Origin of the sequence: Micromonospora palomenae (assembly GCF_007829925.1) — a bacterium.
Lineage (GTDB): Bacteria > Actinomycetota > Actinomycetes > Mycobacteriales > Micromonosporaceae > Micromonospora > Micromonospora purpureochromogenes.
In genome coordinates, this window is sequence record NZ_VIXA01000001.1 from 2,366,663 (window position 1) to 2,383,273 (window position 16,611).

A 16,611-nucleotide genomic window follows, 5' to 3' on the forward strand; every position below is an offset into this window, starting at 1 on the left:
CCCGGTGCTCATGCGTCGATCGCTTCCCGGTCGACCCGGTCGGAGGAGTCGATCAGCCAGTTGCGGCGCGGCTCGACCTTCTCCCCCATCAGCAGTTCGAGGATCCGCTCGGCGGCGTCGACGTCGTCGAGGGTGATCCGGCGGACCGCCCGGGTGGCGGGGTTCATCGTGGTCTCCCACAGCTCGTCGGCGTCCATCTCACCGAGGCCCTTGAAGCGCGGGATCGGGGTGACGATCTGCTTGCCGGCCTTCTCCAGCTTGCGGACCGTCGCCTCCATCTCGGCCTGGGTGTAGGTGTAGATGGTCTGCGGGTTGCGCCCCTTGGTGGTGATCTTGTGCAGGGGCGGCATCGCGGCGAAGAGCCGACCGGCCTCGATCAGCGGCCGCATGTAGCGGGCGAAGAGCGTGATGAGCAGGGTACGGATGTGCGCGCCGTCCACGTCGGCGTCCGCCATGATCAGGACCCGGCCGTACCGCAGGGCCGACAGGTCGAAGGTACGCCCCGAGCCGGCGCCGAGCACCTGCACAATCGCGGCGCACTCGGCGTTGTCCAGCACCTGCTGGAGGTTCGCCTTCTGCACGTTGAGGATCTTGCCGCGGATCGGCAGCAGCGCCTGGTACTCCGCCGACCGGGCGAGCCGGCCGGTGCCCAGGGCGCTGTCGCCCTCGACGATGAACAGCTCGCTGCGGTCGATGCCGGCCGCGCGGCAGTCGACCAGCTTGGCCGGCATCGACGCGCCCTCCAGGGCGGTCTTGCGCCGGGCCGCGTCCTTCTGCTGCTTCTGGGTGAGCCGGACCCGCGCCGCGTCGACGATCTTCTGGAGCACCGTGCGCGCCTCGGCCTTGGTGCGCCGGTCCTCCAGCCAGGCCTTCAGGTGCTGCTCGATCAGGGACTGCATCACCTTGGTGATGCCGGCGGTGGAGAGCTCGTCCTTGGTCTGCGAGGTGAACTGCGGCTCCGGGATGCGCACGTGCACCACGGCCGTCATCCCCTCCAGGACGTCGTCCAGGGTGGGCGGCTCCTCCTTGGCCTTGAGCAGGCCACGGGTGTTGCGTACGGCGTCGGCGAGGGTGCGCGCCAGCGCCCGCTCGAAGCCCTTGCGGTGGGTGCCGCCGTGGGCGTTGCGGATGGTGTTGGTGAAGCACTCCACGGTGCGCTCGTAGCCGGTGCCCCAGCGGAAGGCCACCTCGACCTCGGCGCGGCGCTGCACGTTGGACTGCATCACGCCGTTGGCGTCGGCGGCGTTCTCCCGGTAGGTGCCCTCGCCGGTGACCAGCAGGGTGCCGGAGACCGGCCGGTCGCCGGCCGGGGCCAGGAACTCGACCATGTCGGTGAGGCCGTTGGGGAAGTGGAAGCGCTCCTCGGCGGGCTGCTCACCGGTCTCGTCGCGCAGCCGGTAGTCGACCCCGGGCACCAGGAAGGCGGTGTTGCGCAGCTTCATCCGGACGGCGTCGACGTCGAGCGTCGCGCCGGTCTCGAAGTAGCGGGCGTCGTGCCAGTAGCGGATCGAGGTGCCGGTGCGCTGGCCGCGCTTCATCGCCCCGACGATCTGGAGCCCGGGACCGGCGGTGAAGGGGGCGTCCGGGCCGTCGCCGTCGAAGATGCCCGGCACGCCGTGCCGGAACGACATGGCGTGCACCTTGCCGCCGCGCCGGACGGTGACGTCGAAGCGGCGGGAGAGCGCGTTGACCGCCGAGGCGCCGACGCCGTGCAGGCCGCCGGAGGTCTTGTAGCCGGAGCCGCCGAACTTGCCACCGGCGTGCAGCCGGGTGAGCACCAGCTCGACCCCGGAGATGCCGGACTTGGCGTGCACGTCGGTGGGGATGCCGCGGCCGTCGTCGTCGACCTGCACCGAACCGTCGGCGTGCAGCGTCACCTCGACCTTCCTGGCGTGACCCGCGACACCCTCGTCGGTGGAGTTGTCGAGGATCTCGTTGACGAGGTGACCCACGCCACGGCTGTCGGTGGAGCCGATGTACATGCCGGGACGCTTGCGGACGGCGTCCAGGCCCTCGAGGTGGGTGAGGTCGTCGGCCCCGTAGAGGGTCTCAGGCTGTGCGGTCAACTGGTCGTACTCCCAGGTCTCGGCGGTGTGGTGCCGCTCACCGTCTTGATCCACCCTGACTCGATCTCCACGCGCGGCGCGCCGCAGCGAGCCTAGCCGCACGCCCCGACACAACCGCGCAGCCCCGCTGGAGCCATCGCGAACCGGGTGCCGGTCGTCGGTCTCCCGGCAGCAACGCCGGTCCCCGCCGGGGTGTTCCCCGGGGCCGGGCCGGTTGGTGCCACGCGTGCCACACGCGTGTGTCGAGCGTTGAACGAACGCGTTACCACCCATTGACGCCCATCACGCCGAAGTGATCTGATCGCGACCATCGGAGGATCTTTCACATTTCGATGGACAGATGGGGGACGCGATGGTCAGGTTCCGTCGTACCGCTCTCGCCGCAGTGCTCACCGTCGCCACGGCCGCGCTCTCGGCCGCCGTCGGCCTGCCCGCTCCCGCCGCCGCGGCGCTGCCCACCGCCGCCGTGGCGCTGGGCGACAGCTTCATCAGCGGCGAGGGCGCCGGGGCGTACTCCCCGGTGGTCGACGTCATCGGCGCTTCGCAGCCCTTCCCAGGCTGGTCGGCGCCGAACAGCAACGCCTACTTCTGCCACCGCTCACCCAACGCCTCGCTGCACCAGGCGGACCTGCCGGGCGTCCAGGCCCGGTTCAACCTCGCCTGCTCCGGCGGCCAGCCGTACGACATCGCCGCCGCGTCCGCCACCCGGGCCAAGGGCCGGCAGGTCGCCGCGCAGCTCGACCAGCTCCGCGCGGTCGGGCAGACCCACGACATCGACCTGGTGCTGGTCGGCCTCGGCTCGAACAACAGCTCGTTCACCTTCGGCAGCGTCGCCGAGAAGTGCGCCAACCGGTTCATCGCCGACGCGTGGACCGGCTGGTGGGAGTTCTGGGCGTACCTGGGCGGACCGGTCGAGCAGAAGCCCTGCGGCGACGCCGACCTGGCCACCGCCGCCCAGTTCAGCGCCGCGACCGCGGAGACCACCGCGGCCGTCCGCCAGATCCTCACCACCCTCGACCAGATCGACGCCGACGGTCAGCACCGGATCGTGTTCCAGGACTACACCAACCCGCTGCCGCCGGAGCTGGCCCAGGTCTACTGGAGCGAGGACGACCGGGACGACACCCGGGACAAGTTCCGCGCGCTGGGCGCCGAGCGGTACGCCGCCGGCTGCCCGATCCACCGGGCCAGCCTCGCCCCTGGCCACCGCTTCTCCCAGGGACTCGGCACGCTGGTCAACTCGGTACGCGCCACCCTGGCCGCCGAGTTCCCCGCCGCCGACCTGGTCTACCTCAACGTGCAGCGCGCCTTCGACGGCGCCCGGCTCTGCGAGCAGGCGGGCAGCCCCACCGGCACGCTGGCCACCCCGATCCGCCTCCAGGACGGCCCGTCCGGCGTCTTCGTCACCAGCCTCTCCGGCTACGACAAGCTGGACATCCAGCGGATCGCCAACGCCTGCGGGACGTACTTCCAGACCTGCCAGGAGTCCTGGCACCCGAACGCCGCCGGGCACAGGGTGCTCGGCCGATGCCTGACCGGCGCCGCCGCGACCGCCTCCCGGGCGGTCTCCTGCGTACGCGCGCCCGACGGCACCGTCACCGTCGGTTGAGTGCCCCGTCGGGGGCGGCCCACCCGGGTCGCCCCCGACGCGCGCCCGCCCGACGACGGCTCAGGACCGGATCGCGGCGCCGAGCACGTGCGGCGACGCCGGCGCCGGCAACCGCCCGGGCGGGAAGCGGAACCGGTCCAGCCGGACCACGCTGAAGCCGGCCGCGACGATGGCCGACACCGTGTCCCGTCCGGTGTGGCAGCCGCCGCAGAGCAGCGGCCAGCAGGTGGCGTCGACCACCCGCTGCGTCCGGCGCAGCCCGGGGGTGCCCGCGGCGACGTGCTCGTAGAAGCGCAACCACCCGCCGGGACGCAGCACCCGGTACGCCTCCCGCAGCGCGACGGACTGGTCGGGGACCGAGCAGAGCACCAGCGACATCACCACGGCGTCGACGCTGGCGTCGGCGACCGGCAGCGCCTCGGCCAGCCCGTCGGTGACCGTCACCGGCACCGGCGCGCGCTCGGCGGCGCCGCAGGCGGCAGCGCGCAGCCAGGGCTCGGGCTCCACCGCCAGCACGGCGTCCACCTCGGACGGGTAGTGCGCGAACATCCGGCCGTTGCCGGCGCCCACCTCGACCACCCGCCCACGCAGGCCGGCGACCAGTCGACGCCGGTGCTCGGCCGCGCCGGCCCGGTCCAGGGCCACACTCGCCCGCGCGAACAACCGGGCGAACAGCGGGTGGGACACCCGGGAGTTGGACATCGGCGCTCCGCATCGACGTGGGCCGCTCCACCTGCAGGCTACCGTCCGCCGGCCAGCGCACCGCCGCTCCACGCCCGCCACCGGGCCGGCACGGCGACCGGACCGGCCGCGAAGCTCCAACCTGGAGATTCGTGGCCGGCGGGAGAACTCGATGATCTACAGGTTAGGAGGAGAAGGCGAGGGTACCGACCCTGCCATGCGCGTCCTCGGTATCAATGCGATCTTCCACGATCCGGCCGCCGCCCTGGTGGTCGACGGGCAGGTGGTGGCCGCCGCCGAAGAGGAACGGTTCAGCCGCCGCAAGCACGGCAAGCGACCGGTCCCGTTCTCCGCCTGGGAACTGCCCGAACTCTCCGCGGCCTGGTGCCTGTCCAGCGCCGGCGTCGACGTCGACAGCCTCGACGCGGTGGCCTACTCCTTCGACCCCGGCCTGTGCCGCGACGCCGCCGACCTCGGCCTGGCCGACCCGTGGGACTGGCTGCGCGTCGACTACGCCCGGCGGGCCCCGCAGTTCCTCGCCGCCGCCCTGCCCGGCCTCGACCCGGAGAAGGTGCGCTTCGTCCCGCACCACGTGGCGCACGCCGCCTCGGCCGGGCTGGCCGCCCCGCCGGCCGGCGACGACACCGCCGTCCTGGTGCTCGACGGCCGGGGCGAGGTGGCCAGCCACCTGGCCGGCGTCTACCGCGACGGCGAACTGAGCCCGCTGTACTCGCAGGAACTGCCGCACTCGCTCGGCCTGCTCTACGAGGACCTCACCCGCCACCTCGGCTTCCTGCACTCCAGCGACGAGTACAAGGTGATGGCGCTGGCCTCGTACGGCCGGCCGAAGCACCTCGGGCTGCTGCGCGAGCTGGTCCGGGTCACCGACGCCGGCGGCTTCCACGTCGACCGGATCGACTGGGCCAGCCTGGCCAAGGCCGCCGAGCCGGGCGCCGAGCTGACCGAGGACCACGCCGACCTGGCCGCCAGCGTGCAGGCCCGGCTGGAGGAGGTCGTCCTCGACCTGGCCCGCTGGCTGTACGACGCCTCGGGCGGCGCCTCGACCCTGGCGATGGCCGGCGGGGTGGCGCTGAACTGCGTCGCGAACGCCCGGCTCGCGGCCGACGGGCCGTACCGGGACGTCTGGGTGCAGCCGGCGGCCGGCGACTCCGGCACCGCGCTGGGCGCCGCCCTGCACGTCGCCGGCGCCCTCGGCGACCGGGCGACGCCGATGAGCGGGGCGGACCTCGGCCGCGGCTGGTCGGTGGAGGAGCTGGAGGCGGAGCTGCGCCGGGCGGCGCTGCCGTACTTCCGGCCGGACTCGATCGCCGCCGAGGCGGCCCGGGTGCTCGCCGACAACGGCATCGTCGCCTGGTACCAGGGGCGCAGCGAGTACGGCCCGCGCGCCCTCGGACACCGCTCGCTGCTGGCCCACCCCGGCGACCCGGCGACCACCGCCCGGATGAACGACGTCAAGGGGCGGGAGCAGTTCCGCCCGATCGCGCCGATGGTCCGCGCCGAACGCTTCGCCGACATCTTCGACGGGGTCTTCCCCAGCCGGTACATGCTCTTCGTGCACCGGGTGAAGCCGGAGTGGCGCGACCGCATCCCGGCGGTCACCCACGTCGACGGCACCGCCCGGGTGCAGACCGTGCACACCGACACCGAGCCCCTCGTCGCCGAGCTGCTGGCCGAGTTCGAACGGCTCACCGGGCTGCCGGTGGTGGTGAACACCTCGCTGAACACCGCCGGCCGGCCCATGGTGGACACCCCGCGCGAGGCGATGGAGCTGTTCGGCTCCGCCCCGGTGGAGCTGCTGGCCCTCGGCCCGTTCGCGGTGCGCCGCGGCGCGCTCGGCGGTGGCCGGTGATCAGCATCGTGGTGCCGACCCTCGGCCGGCCCAGCCTCGGCACGTTGCTCGACGCCCTCGCCCCGCAGCTCGCCGAGCTGCCCGACGTGGAGATCCTGCTGGTCGACGACCGGCGCGACACCGCGGGCGAGCTGGCGGTGCCGGGGGCGCTGTCCGCGTACGCCAAGGTGGTGACCGGTCGCGGCGCGGGCCCGGCGGCGGCGCGCAACGTCGGCTGGCGGGCGGCCCGCCGGCCCTGGGTGGTCTTCCTCGACGACGACGTGGTGCCGGCACCGGACTGGGCCCGGCGGCTGCTCGCCGACCTGGCGGTCGGTGACCGGGTCGGCGGGGTGCAGGGGACGGTGGCGGTGCCGCTGCCGGGCGACCGGCGCCCCACCGACTGGGAGCGGAGCACCGCCGGCCTGGCCGAGGGCGAGTGGATCACGGCGGACATGGCCTACCGGCGGGCCACGCTGGAGGCGGTCGACGGCTTCGACGAACGCTTCCCCCGGGCCTACCGGGAGGACGCCGAGCTGGCCCACCGGGTCCGCCTCGCCGGCTGGGAGCTGGTCCGGGGCCGACGCGTCGTCACCCACCCGGTGCGGCCGGAGGACCGCTGGGTGAGCCTGCGGGTGCAGCGGGGCAACGCCGACGACGCGCTGCTGCGCCGGCTCTACGGCCCGGACTGGCGCGCCGAGCTGGGGTTGCCGCCCGGCCGGCGGCCCCGGCACGTCGCGACCGCCGCCGCCGGGGCCCTGGCGGTGACCGCCGGCGCGCTGCGGACTCTGCTGCCCCGCGACGGCGCGCCGCGCCGGGTGCTCGGCGCGGTCGCCGCCGCCGGCGCGCTGGGCTGGGTGGCGGGAACGGCCGAGTTCGCGGCGGTGCGGATCGCGCCCGGGCCGCGCACCCGCGGCGAGGTGTCCACCATGCTGCTGACCAGCGCGCTCATCCCGCCGGTCGCCGTCGCCCACTGGGTACGCGGCTGGTGGCGACACCGACCCTCCGGTGCGGACGGTGACCCCGCCGGAGCGCAGAGTTGATGTTTACACCCCCTGCCCCGGGCAACTGGTCTGCCATGAACGGGGGCGCGGCGACGACGTACGACCTCTTCGACGCGGTGCTGCTCGACCGGGACGGCACCCTGGTCGAGGACGTGCCGTACAACGGCGACCCGGAGAAGGTGCGTCCGCTGCCCGGCGCGCGCGAGGCGCTGGACCGGCTGCGCGCCGCGGGCCTGCGCCTGGGCGTCGTCACGAACCAGTCCGGCCTGGCGAAGGGGCTCTTCACCGCCGACCAGATGCGGGCGGTGCACGCCCGGATCGAGGAGCTGCTCGGCCCGTTCGACGACTGGCAGATCTGCCCGCACGACGACGGCGACGGCTGCGGCTGCCGCAAGCCCGCGCCGGGGATGGTCCACGCGGCCGCCGCCGCGCTCGGCACCTCCGCCGGACGCTGCGTGATGGTCGGCGACATCGGGCGGGACATGACCGCCGCGCTCGCCGCCGGCGCCACCGGCGTCCTGGTGCCCACCCCGGTCACCCGGCCCGAGGAGATCGCCGCCGCCCCGCACGTCGCCCGCGACCTGCCGGCGGCCGTGGACGAGATCCTGCGCCGGCAGGCCGCCGTCCGGCCCACCGCGCCACGCCGCGCCGGCACCGTCCTCGTGGTACGCAGTGACTCCGCCGGCGACGTGCTGGTCACCGGCCCGGCGATCCGGGCCGTCGCCGCCGGGGCGCGGCGGGTGGTGCTGCTCTGCGGTCCCCGGGGCCGGGCCGCCGCCGAGCTGCTCCCCGGCGTGGACGAGATCGTCGAATGGCCGCTGCCCTGGATCGACGGCGACCCCGCCCCCGTCGACCCCGACGACATCCGCGCGCTGACCGGCCGGCTCACCGCCGTCGGCGCCGACGAGGCGGTCGTCTTCACCTCCTTCCACCAGTCGGCGCTCCCCCTCGCGCTGCTGCTGCGGCTGGCCGGGGTGGGCCGGATCAGCGCGATCAGCGACGACTACCCCGGCTCCCTGCTGGACGTCCGACACAAGGTGCCGGTCGGTGTGCCGGAGCCGGAGCGGGCCCTCTCCCTCGCCGCCGCCGCCGGGTTCGGCCTGCCCGTCGGCGAGGAGCCGACGCTGCGCGTCGAGGTGCCCACGACCGCCCTTCCCGACGGCCCGTACGTGGTGGTGCACCCCGGGGCGTCCGTGCCGGCCCGGGCCTGCCCGCCCGAGCGGTGGGTGGAGATCGTGCGCAGGCTTACCGCGACCGGCCATCGGGTAGTGGTCACCGGGGGGCCGGTCGAGACCGCGCTGACCTCCCGGGTGGCCGCCGCCGGCGGCACCGACCTCGGCGGGCGCACCGGGCTGGCGGAGCTGGCCGGAGTCCTCGCCGGAGCGAGCTGCGTGGTGGTCGGCAACACCGGCCCCGCCCATCTCGCCGCCGCCGTCGGCGTACCCGTCGTCAGCCTCTTCGCCCCCACCGTCTCCTTCGGCCAGTGGGCGCCCTACCGGGTGCCGCTGGTCCGACTCGGCGACGCCGCCGTGCCCTGCCGGGACAGCCGGGCCACCCGCTGCCCGGTGCCCGGCCACCCCTGCCTCACCGCCGGGGTCGACCCGGCCGGGGTGGTCGCCGCGGTCCGCCTGCTCACCACGGGAATCCGACGCTGAAGGAGGGTCATGAACGTCCTGCTCTGGCACGTGCACGGTTCCTGGACCACGTCCTTCGTGCACGGCAGGCACCGTTACCTGGTGCCGGTCACCCCCGACCGTGGCCCGTACGGATTGGGCCGGGCCCGCACCTACCCGTGGCCGGCCGGCGCGGTCGAACTGACCCCGGAGGAACTGGCCGACGCCGACGTGGACGTGGTCGTGCTGCAACGCCCCGAGGAGCTGGAGCTGGCCGAGCGCTGGCTGCGCCGGCGGCCGGGGCGGGACCTGCCGGCGATCTACGTCGAGCACAACACCCCCAAGGGCGACGTGCCCACCACCCGCCACCCGATGGCCGACCGGGACGACCTGCTGCTCACCCACGTCACCCACTTCAACGAGCTGTTCTGGGACAACGGCGGCACCCGCACGGCCGTCGTCGAGCACGGCATCGTGCCGCCAAGGGTGGAGTGGACCGGCGAGCTGGACCGGCTCGCCGTGGTGACGAACGAACCCATCCGGCGCTGGCGGGTCACCGGCACCGACCTGATGCCCCGCTTCGCCGAGGTCGCCCCGCTGGACGTCTTCGGCATGGGGGTGACCGGGCTGGCCGACCGGCTCGGGCTGCCCGGGCACCGCCTGGCCAGCCACGACGACCTGCCGCAGGACGTCATGCACCGGGAGGTGGCCCGGCGGCGGGCGTACCTGCACCTGTGCCGGTGGACGTCGCTGGGGCTGAGCCTGGTCGAGGCCATGACGATCGGCATGCCGGTCGTCGCGCTGGCCACCACCGAGGCCGTGGACGCGGTGCCGCCCGACGCGGGAGTGCTCTCCACCCGGGTCGACACGCTCGTCGAGGCGGCCCGCTGGCTGACGGAGGACCGCGACGCCGCGTACCGGTTGGGTGCGCGGGCGCGGGAGGTGACGAAGGAACGCTTCGGGCTCGACCGGTTCCTCGCCGACTGGGACCGGATCCTTGAGGAGGAAACATGCGCATCGCGATGATCTCGGAGCACGCCAGCCCGCTCGCCGTCCTCGGCGAGGAGGACGCGGGCGGGCAGAACACGCACGTCGCCGAACTGGCGGCGGCCCTGGTCGGCGAGGGGCACGACGTGCGCGTCTACACCCGTCGGGACGCGGTCGACCTGCCCGACGTGGTCGACGCCGCCGCCGGCTACCAGGTGCGGCACGTGCCCGCCGGGCCGGCGCAGCGGGTGCCCAAGGACGAGCTGCTGCCGTACATGGGCGAGTTCGGGCGGTGGATGGCCGAACAGTGGGGCGACCGGGGCTGGCGGCCGGACGTGGCGCACGCCCACTTCTGGATGAGCGGCCTGGCCACCCTGCACGCCGGCCGGCGCACCAACACGCCGGTGGTGCTGACGTACCACGCGCTGGGCTCGGTGAAGCGCCGCCACCAGGGGGCCCGGGACACCAGTCCACCGGGCCGGATCGGCTACGAACGCGCGCTGGGCCGGGCGGCCGACCGGGTGATCGTCCAGTGCCAGGACGAGATCGGCGAGCTGGTCCGGCTCGGCGTGCCCCGATCGAGGATGGCGCTGGTCCCGTCCGGGGTCAACGAGGAGATGTTTCGTCCGGAGGGGCCGGTCGCGCCCCGCGACCCGGCCCGCCCGCGCATCCTCACCGTCGGCCGGATGGTGGAGCGCAAGGGCTTCCAGGACGTCATCCGGGCGCTGCCGGCGGTGCCGGAGGCCGAGTGCGTGGTGGTCGGCGGCCCGGCGGCCGAGCTGCTGCCCGCCGACAGCTTCGCCCGCCGGCTGGGCGCGCTCGCCGAGTCCTGCGGGGTCGCCGACCGGGTCAAGCTGGTCGGCGCGGTCCCGCGCGAGGAGATGGGCACCTGGTACCGCTCCGCCGACGTGCTCGTGGCCGCCCCCTGGTACGAGCCGTTCGGGCTCACCCCGCTGGAGGGGATGGCCTGCGGCGTGCCGGTGATCGGCACGAACGTGGGCGGCATCGCCGACACCGTGGTCGACGGGCTGACCGGTGATCTGGTGCCGCCGCGCGACCCGCGCGCGCTGGGCACCGCGATCCGCCGGCTGCTCGCCGACCGGGTGCGCCGGTTCGCGTACGCCACGGCGGCGCTGGACCGCATCCGCAGCCGGTACTCCTGGAAGCGCTGCGCCGAGCAGCTGAGCGCGGTCTACGCCACGGTCAGCACGGTCGGTCGAGTCGTCCCGGCGGTGGCCTGATGAACGACGCGATGTCCGCCCTCGACGGGCACCTGTCCGGGCTGGCCGCCGCGCTGCTGCCGTACCGGCGTACCGCCGAGCGGCTGGCCGGCTGGGGCACCCAGCTGGCCTGGACGCTGGCCACCGGCGGCCGGCTGCTGGCGGCCGGCAACGGCGGCAGCGCCGCCGAGGCCCAGCACCTCACCGCCGAGCTGGTCGGCAAGCTGCGCGACGACCGGGAGCCCTACTCGGCGATCGCGCTGCACGCCGAGACGTCGTCGCTGACCGCGATCGGCAACGACTACGGCTACGACGAGATCTTCGCCCGCCAGGTGCGCGCCCACGGCCGGGAGAACGACGTCCTGCTGCTGATGTCCACCAGCGGCACCAGCACCAACCTGCTGCGGGCGGTGGAGGCGGCCCGGGAGGTCGGGGTGCGCTGCTGGGCGTTCACCGGTCCCGCGCCGAACCCGCTGGCCGAGGTCTGCGACGACGTGCTCGCGGTGCCCTCGCCGGACAGCCAGGTCGTGCAGGAGCTGCACCTGGTCTCGCTGCACCTGCTCTGCGAGTACGTCGACGAGGCGCTGCCGCTGGTCCGCCAGCTGCCGCGCACGGCGGCCCCGCGGCAGCGGAGCGTCGAGTTCACCGGCCGGCTCCCCGGCGGCGCCGACGCACCCGCCCTCGCCGCCGCCGGCAGCGGCCCCGGGATCAACCGGCACGCCCTCAACGGGCATGCCGCCAACGGCCACGGCGCCAACGGCCACGGGCCGAACGGGCACGGGTCGAGCCGCCGCGGGTGCCCGTCGTGAGCCGGCCGCTGGTGGTCGTCGGCGACGCCCTGCTCGACCGGGACGTCGAGGGCGCGGTCAACCGGGTCTGCCCGGACGCGCCGGTGCCGGTGCTCGACGAGCGGGCCAGCACCGACCGGCCCGGCGGCGCCGGACTCGCCGCGCTGCTCGCCGCCGCCCAGGGTACCGAGGTGGCGCTGGTGACCGCGCTCGCCGACGACGCCGCCGGAGCCCGCATCGCCGAACTGCTCACCACCGCCGGGGTACGCCTGTACCCGCTGCGGCTGCCCGGGGCGACGCCGGAGAAGATCCGACTCCGGGCGGGCGGGCAGACCCTGCTGCGGCTGGACCGCGGCGGTGAGCCACGGCCCCCCGGCGAGCCGCCCGAGGCGGCGCTGGAGGTGCTCGCCTCGGCCGGCGCCATCCTGGTCAGCGACTACGGTCGCGGCCTGGTCCGGCAGCCCGCGCTACGGGCCGCGCTCGCCGACGCGAGCGCCCCGGTGGTCTGGGACCCACACCCCCGGGGGCCGGTTGCGGTGCCGGGCGCCCGGCTGACCACCCCCAACCTGGCCGAGCTGCGACAGCTCACCGGCGACGCCGGCGCGGGGTCGCCCCTGTCCACCGCCACCCGCGCCGGGCACGAGCTGCGCCGGCGCTGGCGGGTCGGCGCGGTGGCGGTGACGATGGGCGCCGACGGCGCGGTGCTCTGCCACTCCGGCAGCACCCCGCTGGTGGTGCCACCACCGTCCGACGTGGAACGGGCCGAGGACACCTGCGGCGCCGGGGACCGCTTCGCCGCCACCGCCGCCACCGCGCTGGCCGCCGGAGCGGTCACCTCCGAGGCGGTGCAGGAGGCGGTCGCCGCCGCGTCCGCGTACGTTGCCGCCGGCGGGGCGGCCGGGCTGGCCCGCCGGGAGCCCGAACCGGCCGGGTCGCGCCGCCCGGCGTCCGCCGCCGAGGAGCTGGTGGCCCGGGTACGCGCCGACGGCGGCACCGTGGTGGCCACCGGTGGCTGCTTCGACATCCTGCACGCCGGGCACGTCGCCACCCTCCAGGCGGCCCGCCGGCTGGGTGACTGCCTGGTGGTCTGCCTCAACTCCGACCGCAGCGTCCGCGCCCTCAAGGGTCCGGACCGCCCGGTCAACCCGGAGGCCGACCGGGCCCGGCTGCTGGCCGCGCTGGACTGCGTCGACGCCGTCGTGGTGTTCGACGAGCCCACCCCGGCCACCGCGCTGGCCCGGCTGCGCCCCGACGTCTGGGTCAAGGGTGGCGACTACGCCGGCGACGGCGCCCCCGAACTGCCCGAGGCCGAGCTGGTACGCGGCTGGGGCGGCCGGGTGGTGACCGTGCCCTACCTGGCGGGCCGGTCCACCACCGCGACGATCAGCGCCGCGCGCTCGCGCGGCGCCCGACTGGTCAAGGGAGCACGATGAGCAGGGATCTGAACGGATCGGCGGTGCTGGTCACCGGCGGGTCGAGCGGCCTCGGCGCGGCGGTGGTGACCGCCGTGACCAAGGCCGGCGGGCGGCCGTACGTGCTGGACCGGCAGCCGCCGGCCGACGGGGTGCCGTGGGTCGAGTGCGACCTGGGAAACACCCGCGCCGCCGAGGCGGCCACCCGGCGCGTCGCCGAGCAGGCCGGCGGGCTGACCGGCCTGGTCACCGCCGCCGGGATGGACGTGCCCGGCAAACTCGCCGACATCGACGGCGCGACCTGGGACCGGATCGTCGGCATCAACCTGCTCGGCACCGCCGCCGTCGTCCGGGCGGCCCTGCCGCACCTGGAGCGCGCGCACGGCACGGTGGTGACGGTCGCCTCGACGCTCGGGATCAAGGCGGTCAGCGACGCCACCGCGTACTGCGCGGCGAAGTTCGGGGTGGTCGGCTTCACCCGGGCGCTCGCCGCCGAGCTGGCCGGCCGGGTCGGGGTGACCCTGCTGATCCCGGGCGGCATGCGCACGGCCTTCTTCGACGACCGGGACGAGCAGTACAAGCCGGGTCCGGACGCGATCCTCAACGACCCGGCCGACACCGCCGCGGCGGTCATGTTCGCCCTCGCCCAGCCGCCCGGCTGCGCGGTACGCGAGCTGGTGGTCTGCGCCGAGCAGGAGTCGTCGTACCCGTGATCCTGGTGTTACGGGCGCTCGGCGTCGGCGACCTCGCGACCGGGGTGCCGGCGCTGCGCGCGTTGCGGGCCGCGTACCCGGACGAGGAGCTGGCGCTGGTCGCGCCGCGCTGGCTGGCCCCGCTGGTCGACCTGGTCGGCGGGGTCGACCGGCTGGTCGGGGCGGACGGGCTGGGCCACCTGGCGTGGCCCGGCCCGCCGCCGGAGCTGGCGGTCAACCTGCACGGTCGCGGCCCGCAGTCGCACCGGATGCTCGCCGGGGTCCGGCCGGGCCGGCTGCTCGCCTTCGCCAACGCCGAGGCCGGCCACCGCGACGGCCCGGACTGGCGGGCCGAGGAGCACGAGATCGACCGCTGGTGCCGGATGCTGGCCTGGTACGGCATCCCCGCCGACCGCACCGACCTGGCCCTGCGCCGCCCGGATGCGGGACGGACGCCGACCGGGGTGAGCATCGTCCACCCGGGAGCGAAGGCGGCGCAGCGGCGCTGGCCGCCGGCCCGGTTCGCCGAGGTGGCCCGGGCGCTCACCGACCGGGGACACCGGGTGGTGGTCACCGGCACCGCCGGCGAGCGGAGCATCGCCGAGCAGGTGCGGGCCCTGGCCGGGCTGCCGGCCGGCGCGGTGCTCGCCGGGGAGACCGGCCTCGGGGAGCTGGCCGCGCTGGTCGCCCACGCCCGCCTGGTGGTCAGCGGCGACACCGGCATCGGTCACCTGGCCACCGCCTACGCCACCCCGTCGGTGCTGCTCTTCGGCCCGGTACCGCCCGCGCAGTGGGGTCCCCCGCCGGACCGGCCCTGGCACCAGGCGCTCTGGGTGGGGCAGCGGCAACCGGTCGACGCCGCCGCCGTGCACCCGGCGCTGGCCGCGCTGGACGTGCCGGCGGTGCTGGCCGCCGTGGAGCGGGTGGAGCGGGGCACGCCCCTTGCTACCCGCCGGTAGCTTCCGCTTAGGCTGGGGCGGTGAGCGGGGACATCGGGTACAGCCAGGAGTTCGTCGACGTCGACGGCGCGCGCATCGGGGTGCAGGTCTACCCCGAACCGGACGGGCCGGCCGGCGCGCCGGTGGTGGTGCTCTGGCCGGCGATGGGCGTCCGGGCCCGCTACTACCGCCCGTTCGCCGTCGCGCTGCGCGACGCCGGCCTGGCCGTGGTCGTGGCCGACCTGCGCGGCACCGGCGCCAGCACTCCCGCGCCGAGCCGTGCCTGCCGCTACGGCTACGCCGAGTTGGCCGGTGACGTCGGCGCGGTGCTCGACGCGCTCAAGCCCCGGCTGGACGGGCGTACCCGGCTGCTGCTCGGGCACTCCCTCGGCGGGCAGGCGGCCCTGCTGCACCTCGCCCTGCACGGCGCGGACGCGGTCGACGGGCTCGCCCTGCTCGCCGTCGGCGTGCCGTACTGGCGCAGCTACCCCGGCGCCCGGCGGTACGGGGTGCTGCCGTACACCCAGGGCATCGCGGCGACCGCGGCGGCGCTCGGCGTCTGGCCGGGCTGGGGCTTCGGCGGGCGGCAGGCGCGCGGGGTGATCCGGGACTGGGCGTACACCGCCCGGACCGGGCGTTTCCCGGTGCTGGACGGGGTGGACGCCGAGGCGGCGGTGGGGCGGATCGGCACGCCGGTGCTGGCGGTGAGCGTCGACGACGACCAGTACACCCCGCACGGCACCCTGGACCACCTCTGCGCCAAGCTGACCGCCGCGCCGGTCACCCGGGACCGCTACACGTCCGCCGAGGCCGGCGCCGCGCTGGACCACTTCACCTGGGTACGCGCCGGGCGGCCGCTGGCCGCCCGGGTGGCGACCTTCGCGGCGGGCCTGCCCCGCCGCTGAGCGGCCGTACCGGCCCGCCCCACCGCCGGATTCCCCGGCGGCACCGCCGGGACGAACGGCGCGGCAGGGGACGTCCCGACCGCCGATGAGATCGGGTGCGTAGCCGCGCGCCGGGCGGGTATGCCGCTGCGCCCGAATACGGTGGAGGGGGATCAGATGTCCGAACGGCACACCGCACTGCGCTCGATGCACGACCTGGGCCTGGCAGCCTGGTTCGGTGGCTCCCTGATGGGAGCGCTCGGCGTCAACGGGGCGGCGGCGCGGATCAGCGACTCGACTCAGCGACTCCCGGTCGCCTCGGCGGGGTGGTCCCGCTGGACGCCGGTGAACGCGGCGGCGATCGGCGCCCACCTGGCCGGCGCGGTCGGCGAACTGGCCGCGGAGAGCCCGCGGGTGTTCAGCCAGCGGGGCGTGGGGAAGGTCAGCGCGGTCAAGACGGCGCTGACCATCGGCGCTCTCGCCGTGACCGGATACAGCCGGTTGCTCGGCATGCGGTTGGAGAAGGCCGGCAACCCGCCGGTCCAGGGGACCACCGAGCCCAACTACCAGACCCCGTCCGACGTGGCCTCCTGCCAGCGGCAGATGAAGCTGCTCCAGTGGGCCGTTCCGGCGCTGACCGGGGCGCTGGTCGTGGTCACGTCGTACATGGGCGAGCAGCAGAAGCCCGGCCAGGTGTTCCGCGGGATGATGGGCCGCGCCGGCGGGTTCATGAGCGCGCCGTCGACGATCGGGAAGCTCGCGGCGATGGGCACGGCCAACCGTCAGCGCCGGATGGCGATGGCCGGCTGAACGCCGCGCCCGACCGGTGCGCCGGTGGCCGTCCGCGACGGCGGCCGGCGTACCGGTCGGG

Annotated in this window: 14 protein-coding genes; 12 read left to right on the forward strand and 2 right to left on the reverse strand. The window is 75.5% G+C overall.

Annotated elements, in window-relative coordinates; all coding sequences use genetic code 11:
- Nucleotides 1-8: 8 nt before the first annotated feature.
- On the reverse strand, nt 9-2,066 hold the full coding sequence (locus tag FHX75_RS10665) for a DNA gyrase/topoisomerase IV subunit B (protein ID WP_154939025.1): 2,058 nt from the start codon (nt 2,064-2,066) through the stop codon (nt 9-11).
- Between the two features lie 352 nt (nt 2,067-2,418).
- Here FHX75_RS10665 and FHX75_RS10670 point away from each other — a divergent pair, with 352 nt between their 5' ends.
- The gene (locus tag FHX75_RS10670) at nt 2,419-3,675 is read left to right on the forward strand and encodes an SGNH/GDSL hydrolase family protein (protein ID WP_154939027.1); all 1,257 of its coding nucleotides are present in this window, start codon (nt 2,419-2,421) and stop codon (nt 3,673-3,675) included.
- 60 nt (nt 3,676-3,735) lie between these two features.
- Here FHX75_RS10670 and FHX75_RS10675 read toward each other — a convergent pair whose 3' ends face one another.
- Nucleotides 3,736-4,377: a class I SAM-dependent methyltransferase gene (locus FHX75_RS10675; RefSeq protein WP_154938527.1), complete on the reverse strand. Its 642-nt coding sequence runs from the start codon at nt 4,375-4,377 to the stop codon at nt 3,736-3,738.
- A 196-nt stretch (nt 4,378-4,573) separates the two neighbouring features.
- Here FHX75_RS10675 and FHX75_RS10680 point away from each other — a divergent pair, with 196 nt between their 5' ends.
- The 11 genes from FHX75_RS10680 (at nt 4,574) to FHX75_RS10730 (ending at nt 16,550) form a co-directional block, all read left to right on the forward strand.
- A complete protein-coding gene (locus tag FHX75_RS10680; RefSeq protein ID WP_154938529.1) occupies nt 4,574-6,226 on the forward strand; it encodes a carbamoyltransferase family protein in 1,653 nt (550 codons plus the stop codon).
- Nucleotides 6,223-7,245: a glycosyltransferase family 2 protein gene (locus tag FHX75_RS10685; RefSeq protein ID WP_154938531.1), complete on the forward strand. Its 1,023-nt coding sequence runs from the start codon at nt 6,223-6,225 to the stop codon at nt 7,243-7,245. The genes FHX75_RS10680 and FHX75_RS10685 overlap by 4 nt, the downstream gene beginning before the upstream one ends.
- Nucleotides 7,245-8,861, forward strand: a complete 1,617-nt coding sequence (locus FHX75_RS10690) for an HAD-IIIA family hydrolase (protein WP_154938533.1) — start codon at nt 7,245-7,247, stop codon at nt 8,859-8,861. The genes FHX75_RS10685 and FHX75_RS10690 overlap by 1 nt, the downstream gene beginning before the upstream one ends.
- A gap of 9 nt (nt 8,862-8,870) precedes the next feature.
- Nucleotides 8,871-9,845 (forward strand): glycosyltransferase, encoded by a 975-nt coding sequence (locus FHX75_RS10695; protein WP_154938535.1) that lies wholly within the window; start codon nt 8,871-8,873, stop codon nt 9,843-9,845.
- Nucleotides 9,830-11,047 (forward strand): glycosyltransferase, encoded by a 1,218-nt coding sequence (locus FHX75_RS10700; protein ID WP_154938537.1) that lies wholly within the window; start codon nt 9,830-9,832, stop codon nt 11,045-11,047. The genes FHX75_RS10695 and FHX75_RS10700 overlap by 16 nt, the downstream gene beginning before the upstream one ends.
- Entirely contained in the window at nt 11,047-11,835 is a 789-nt protein-coding gene (locus FHX75_RS10705; protein WP_154938539.1) for a D-sedoheptulose-7-phosphate isomerase, read from the forward strand. The genes FHX75_RS10700 and FHX75_RS10705 overlap by 1 nt, the downstream gene beginning before the upstream one ends.
- Entirely contained in the window at nt 11,832-13,247 is a 1,416-nt protein-coding gene (rfaE2, locus tag FHX75_RS10710) for a D-glycero-beta-D-manno-heptose 1-phosphate adenylyltransferase (RefSeq protein WP_154938541.1), read from the forward strand. Before FHX75_RS10705 ends, rfaE2 begins: the two co-directional genes overlap by 4 nt.
- Complete coding sequence (locus tag FHX75_RS10715; protein WP_154938543.1) at nt 13,244-13,939, forward strand: SDR family oxidoreductase; 696 nt, start codon at nt 13,244-13,246, stop codon at nt 13,937-13,939. Before rfaE2 ends, FHX75_RS10715 begins: the two co-directional genes overlap by 4 nt.
- Nucleotides 13,936-14,877: a glycosyltransferase family 9 protein gene (locus FHX75_RS10720; protein ID WP_154938545.1), complete on the forward strand. Its 942-nt coding sequence runs from the start codon at nt 13,936-13,938 to the stop codon at nt 14,875-14,877. Before FHX75_RS10715 ends, FHX75_RS10720 begins: the two co-directional genes overlap by 4 nt.
- A gap of 20 nt (nt 14,878-14,897) precedes the next feature.
- Complete coding sequence (locus FHX75_RS10725; protein WP_154938547.1) at nt 14,898-15,761, forward strand: alpha/beta hydrolase family protein; 864 nt, start codon at nt 14,898-14,900, stop codon at nt 15,759-15,761.
- A 156-nt stretch (nt 15,762-15,917) separates the two neighbouring features.
- Nucleotides 15,918-16,550 carry a hypothetical protein gene (locus FHX75_RS10730; RefSeq protein WP_154938549.1) on the forward strand — a complete coding sequence of 211 codons (633 nt, stop codon included), beginning with the start codon at nt 15,918-15,920 and terminating at the stop codon, nt 16,548-16,550.
- Nucleotides 16,551-16,611 lie beyond the last annotated feature (61 nt).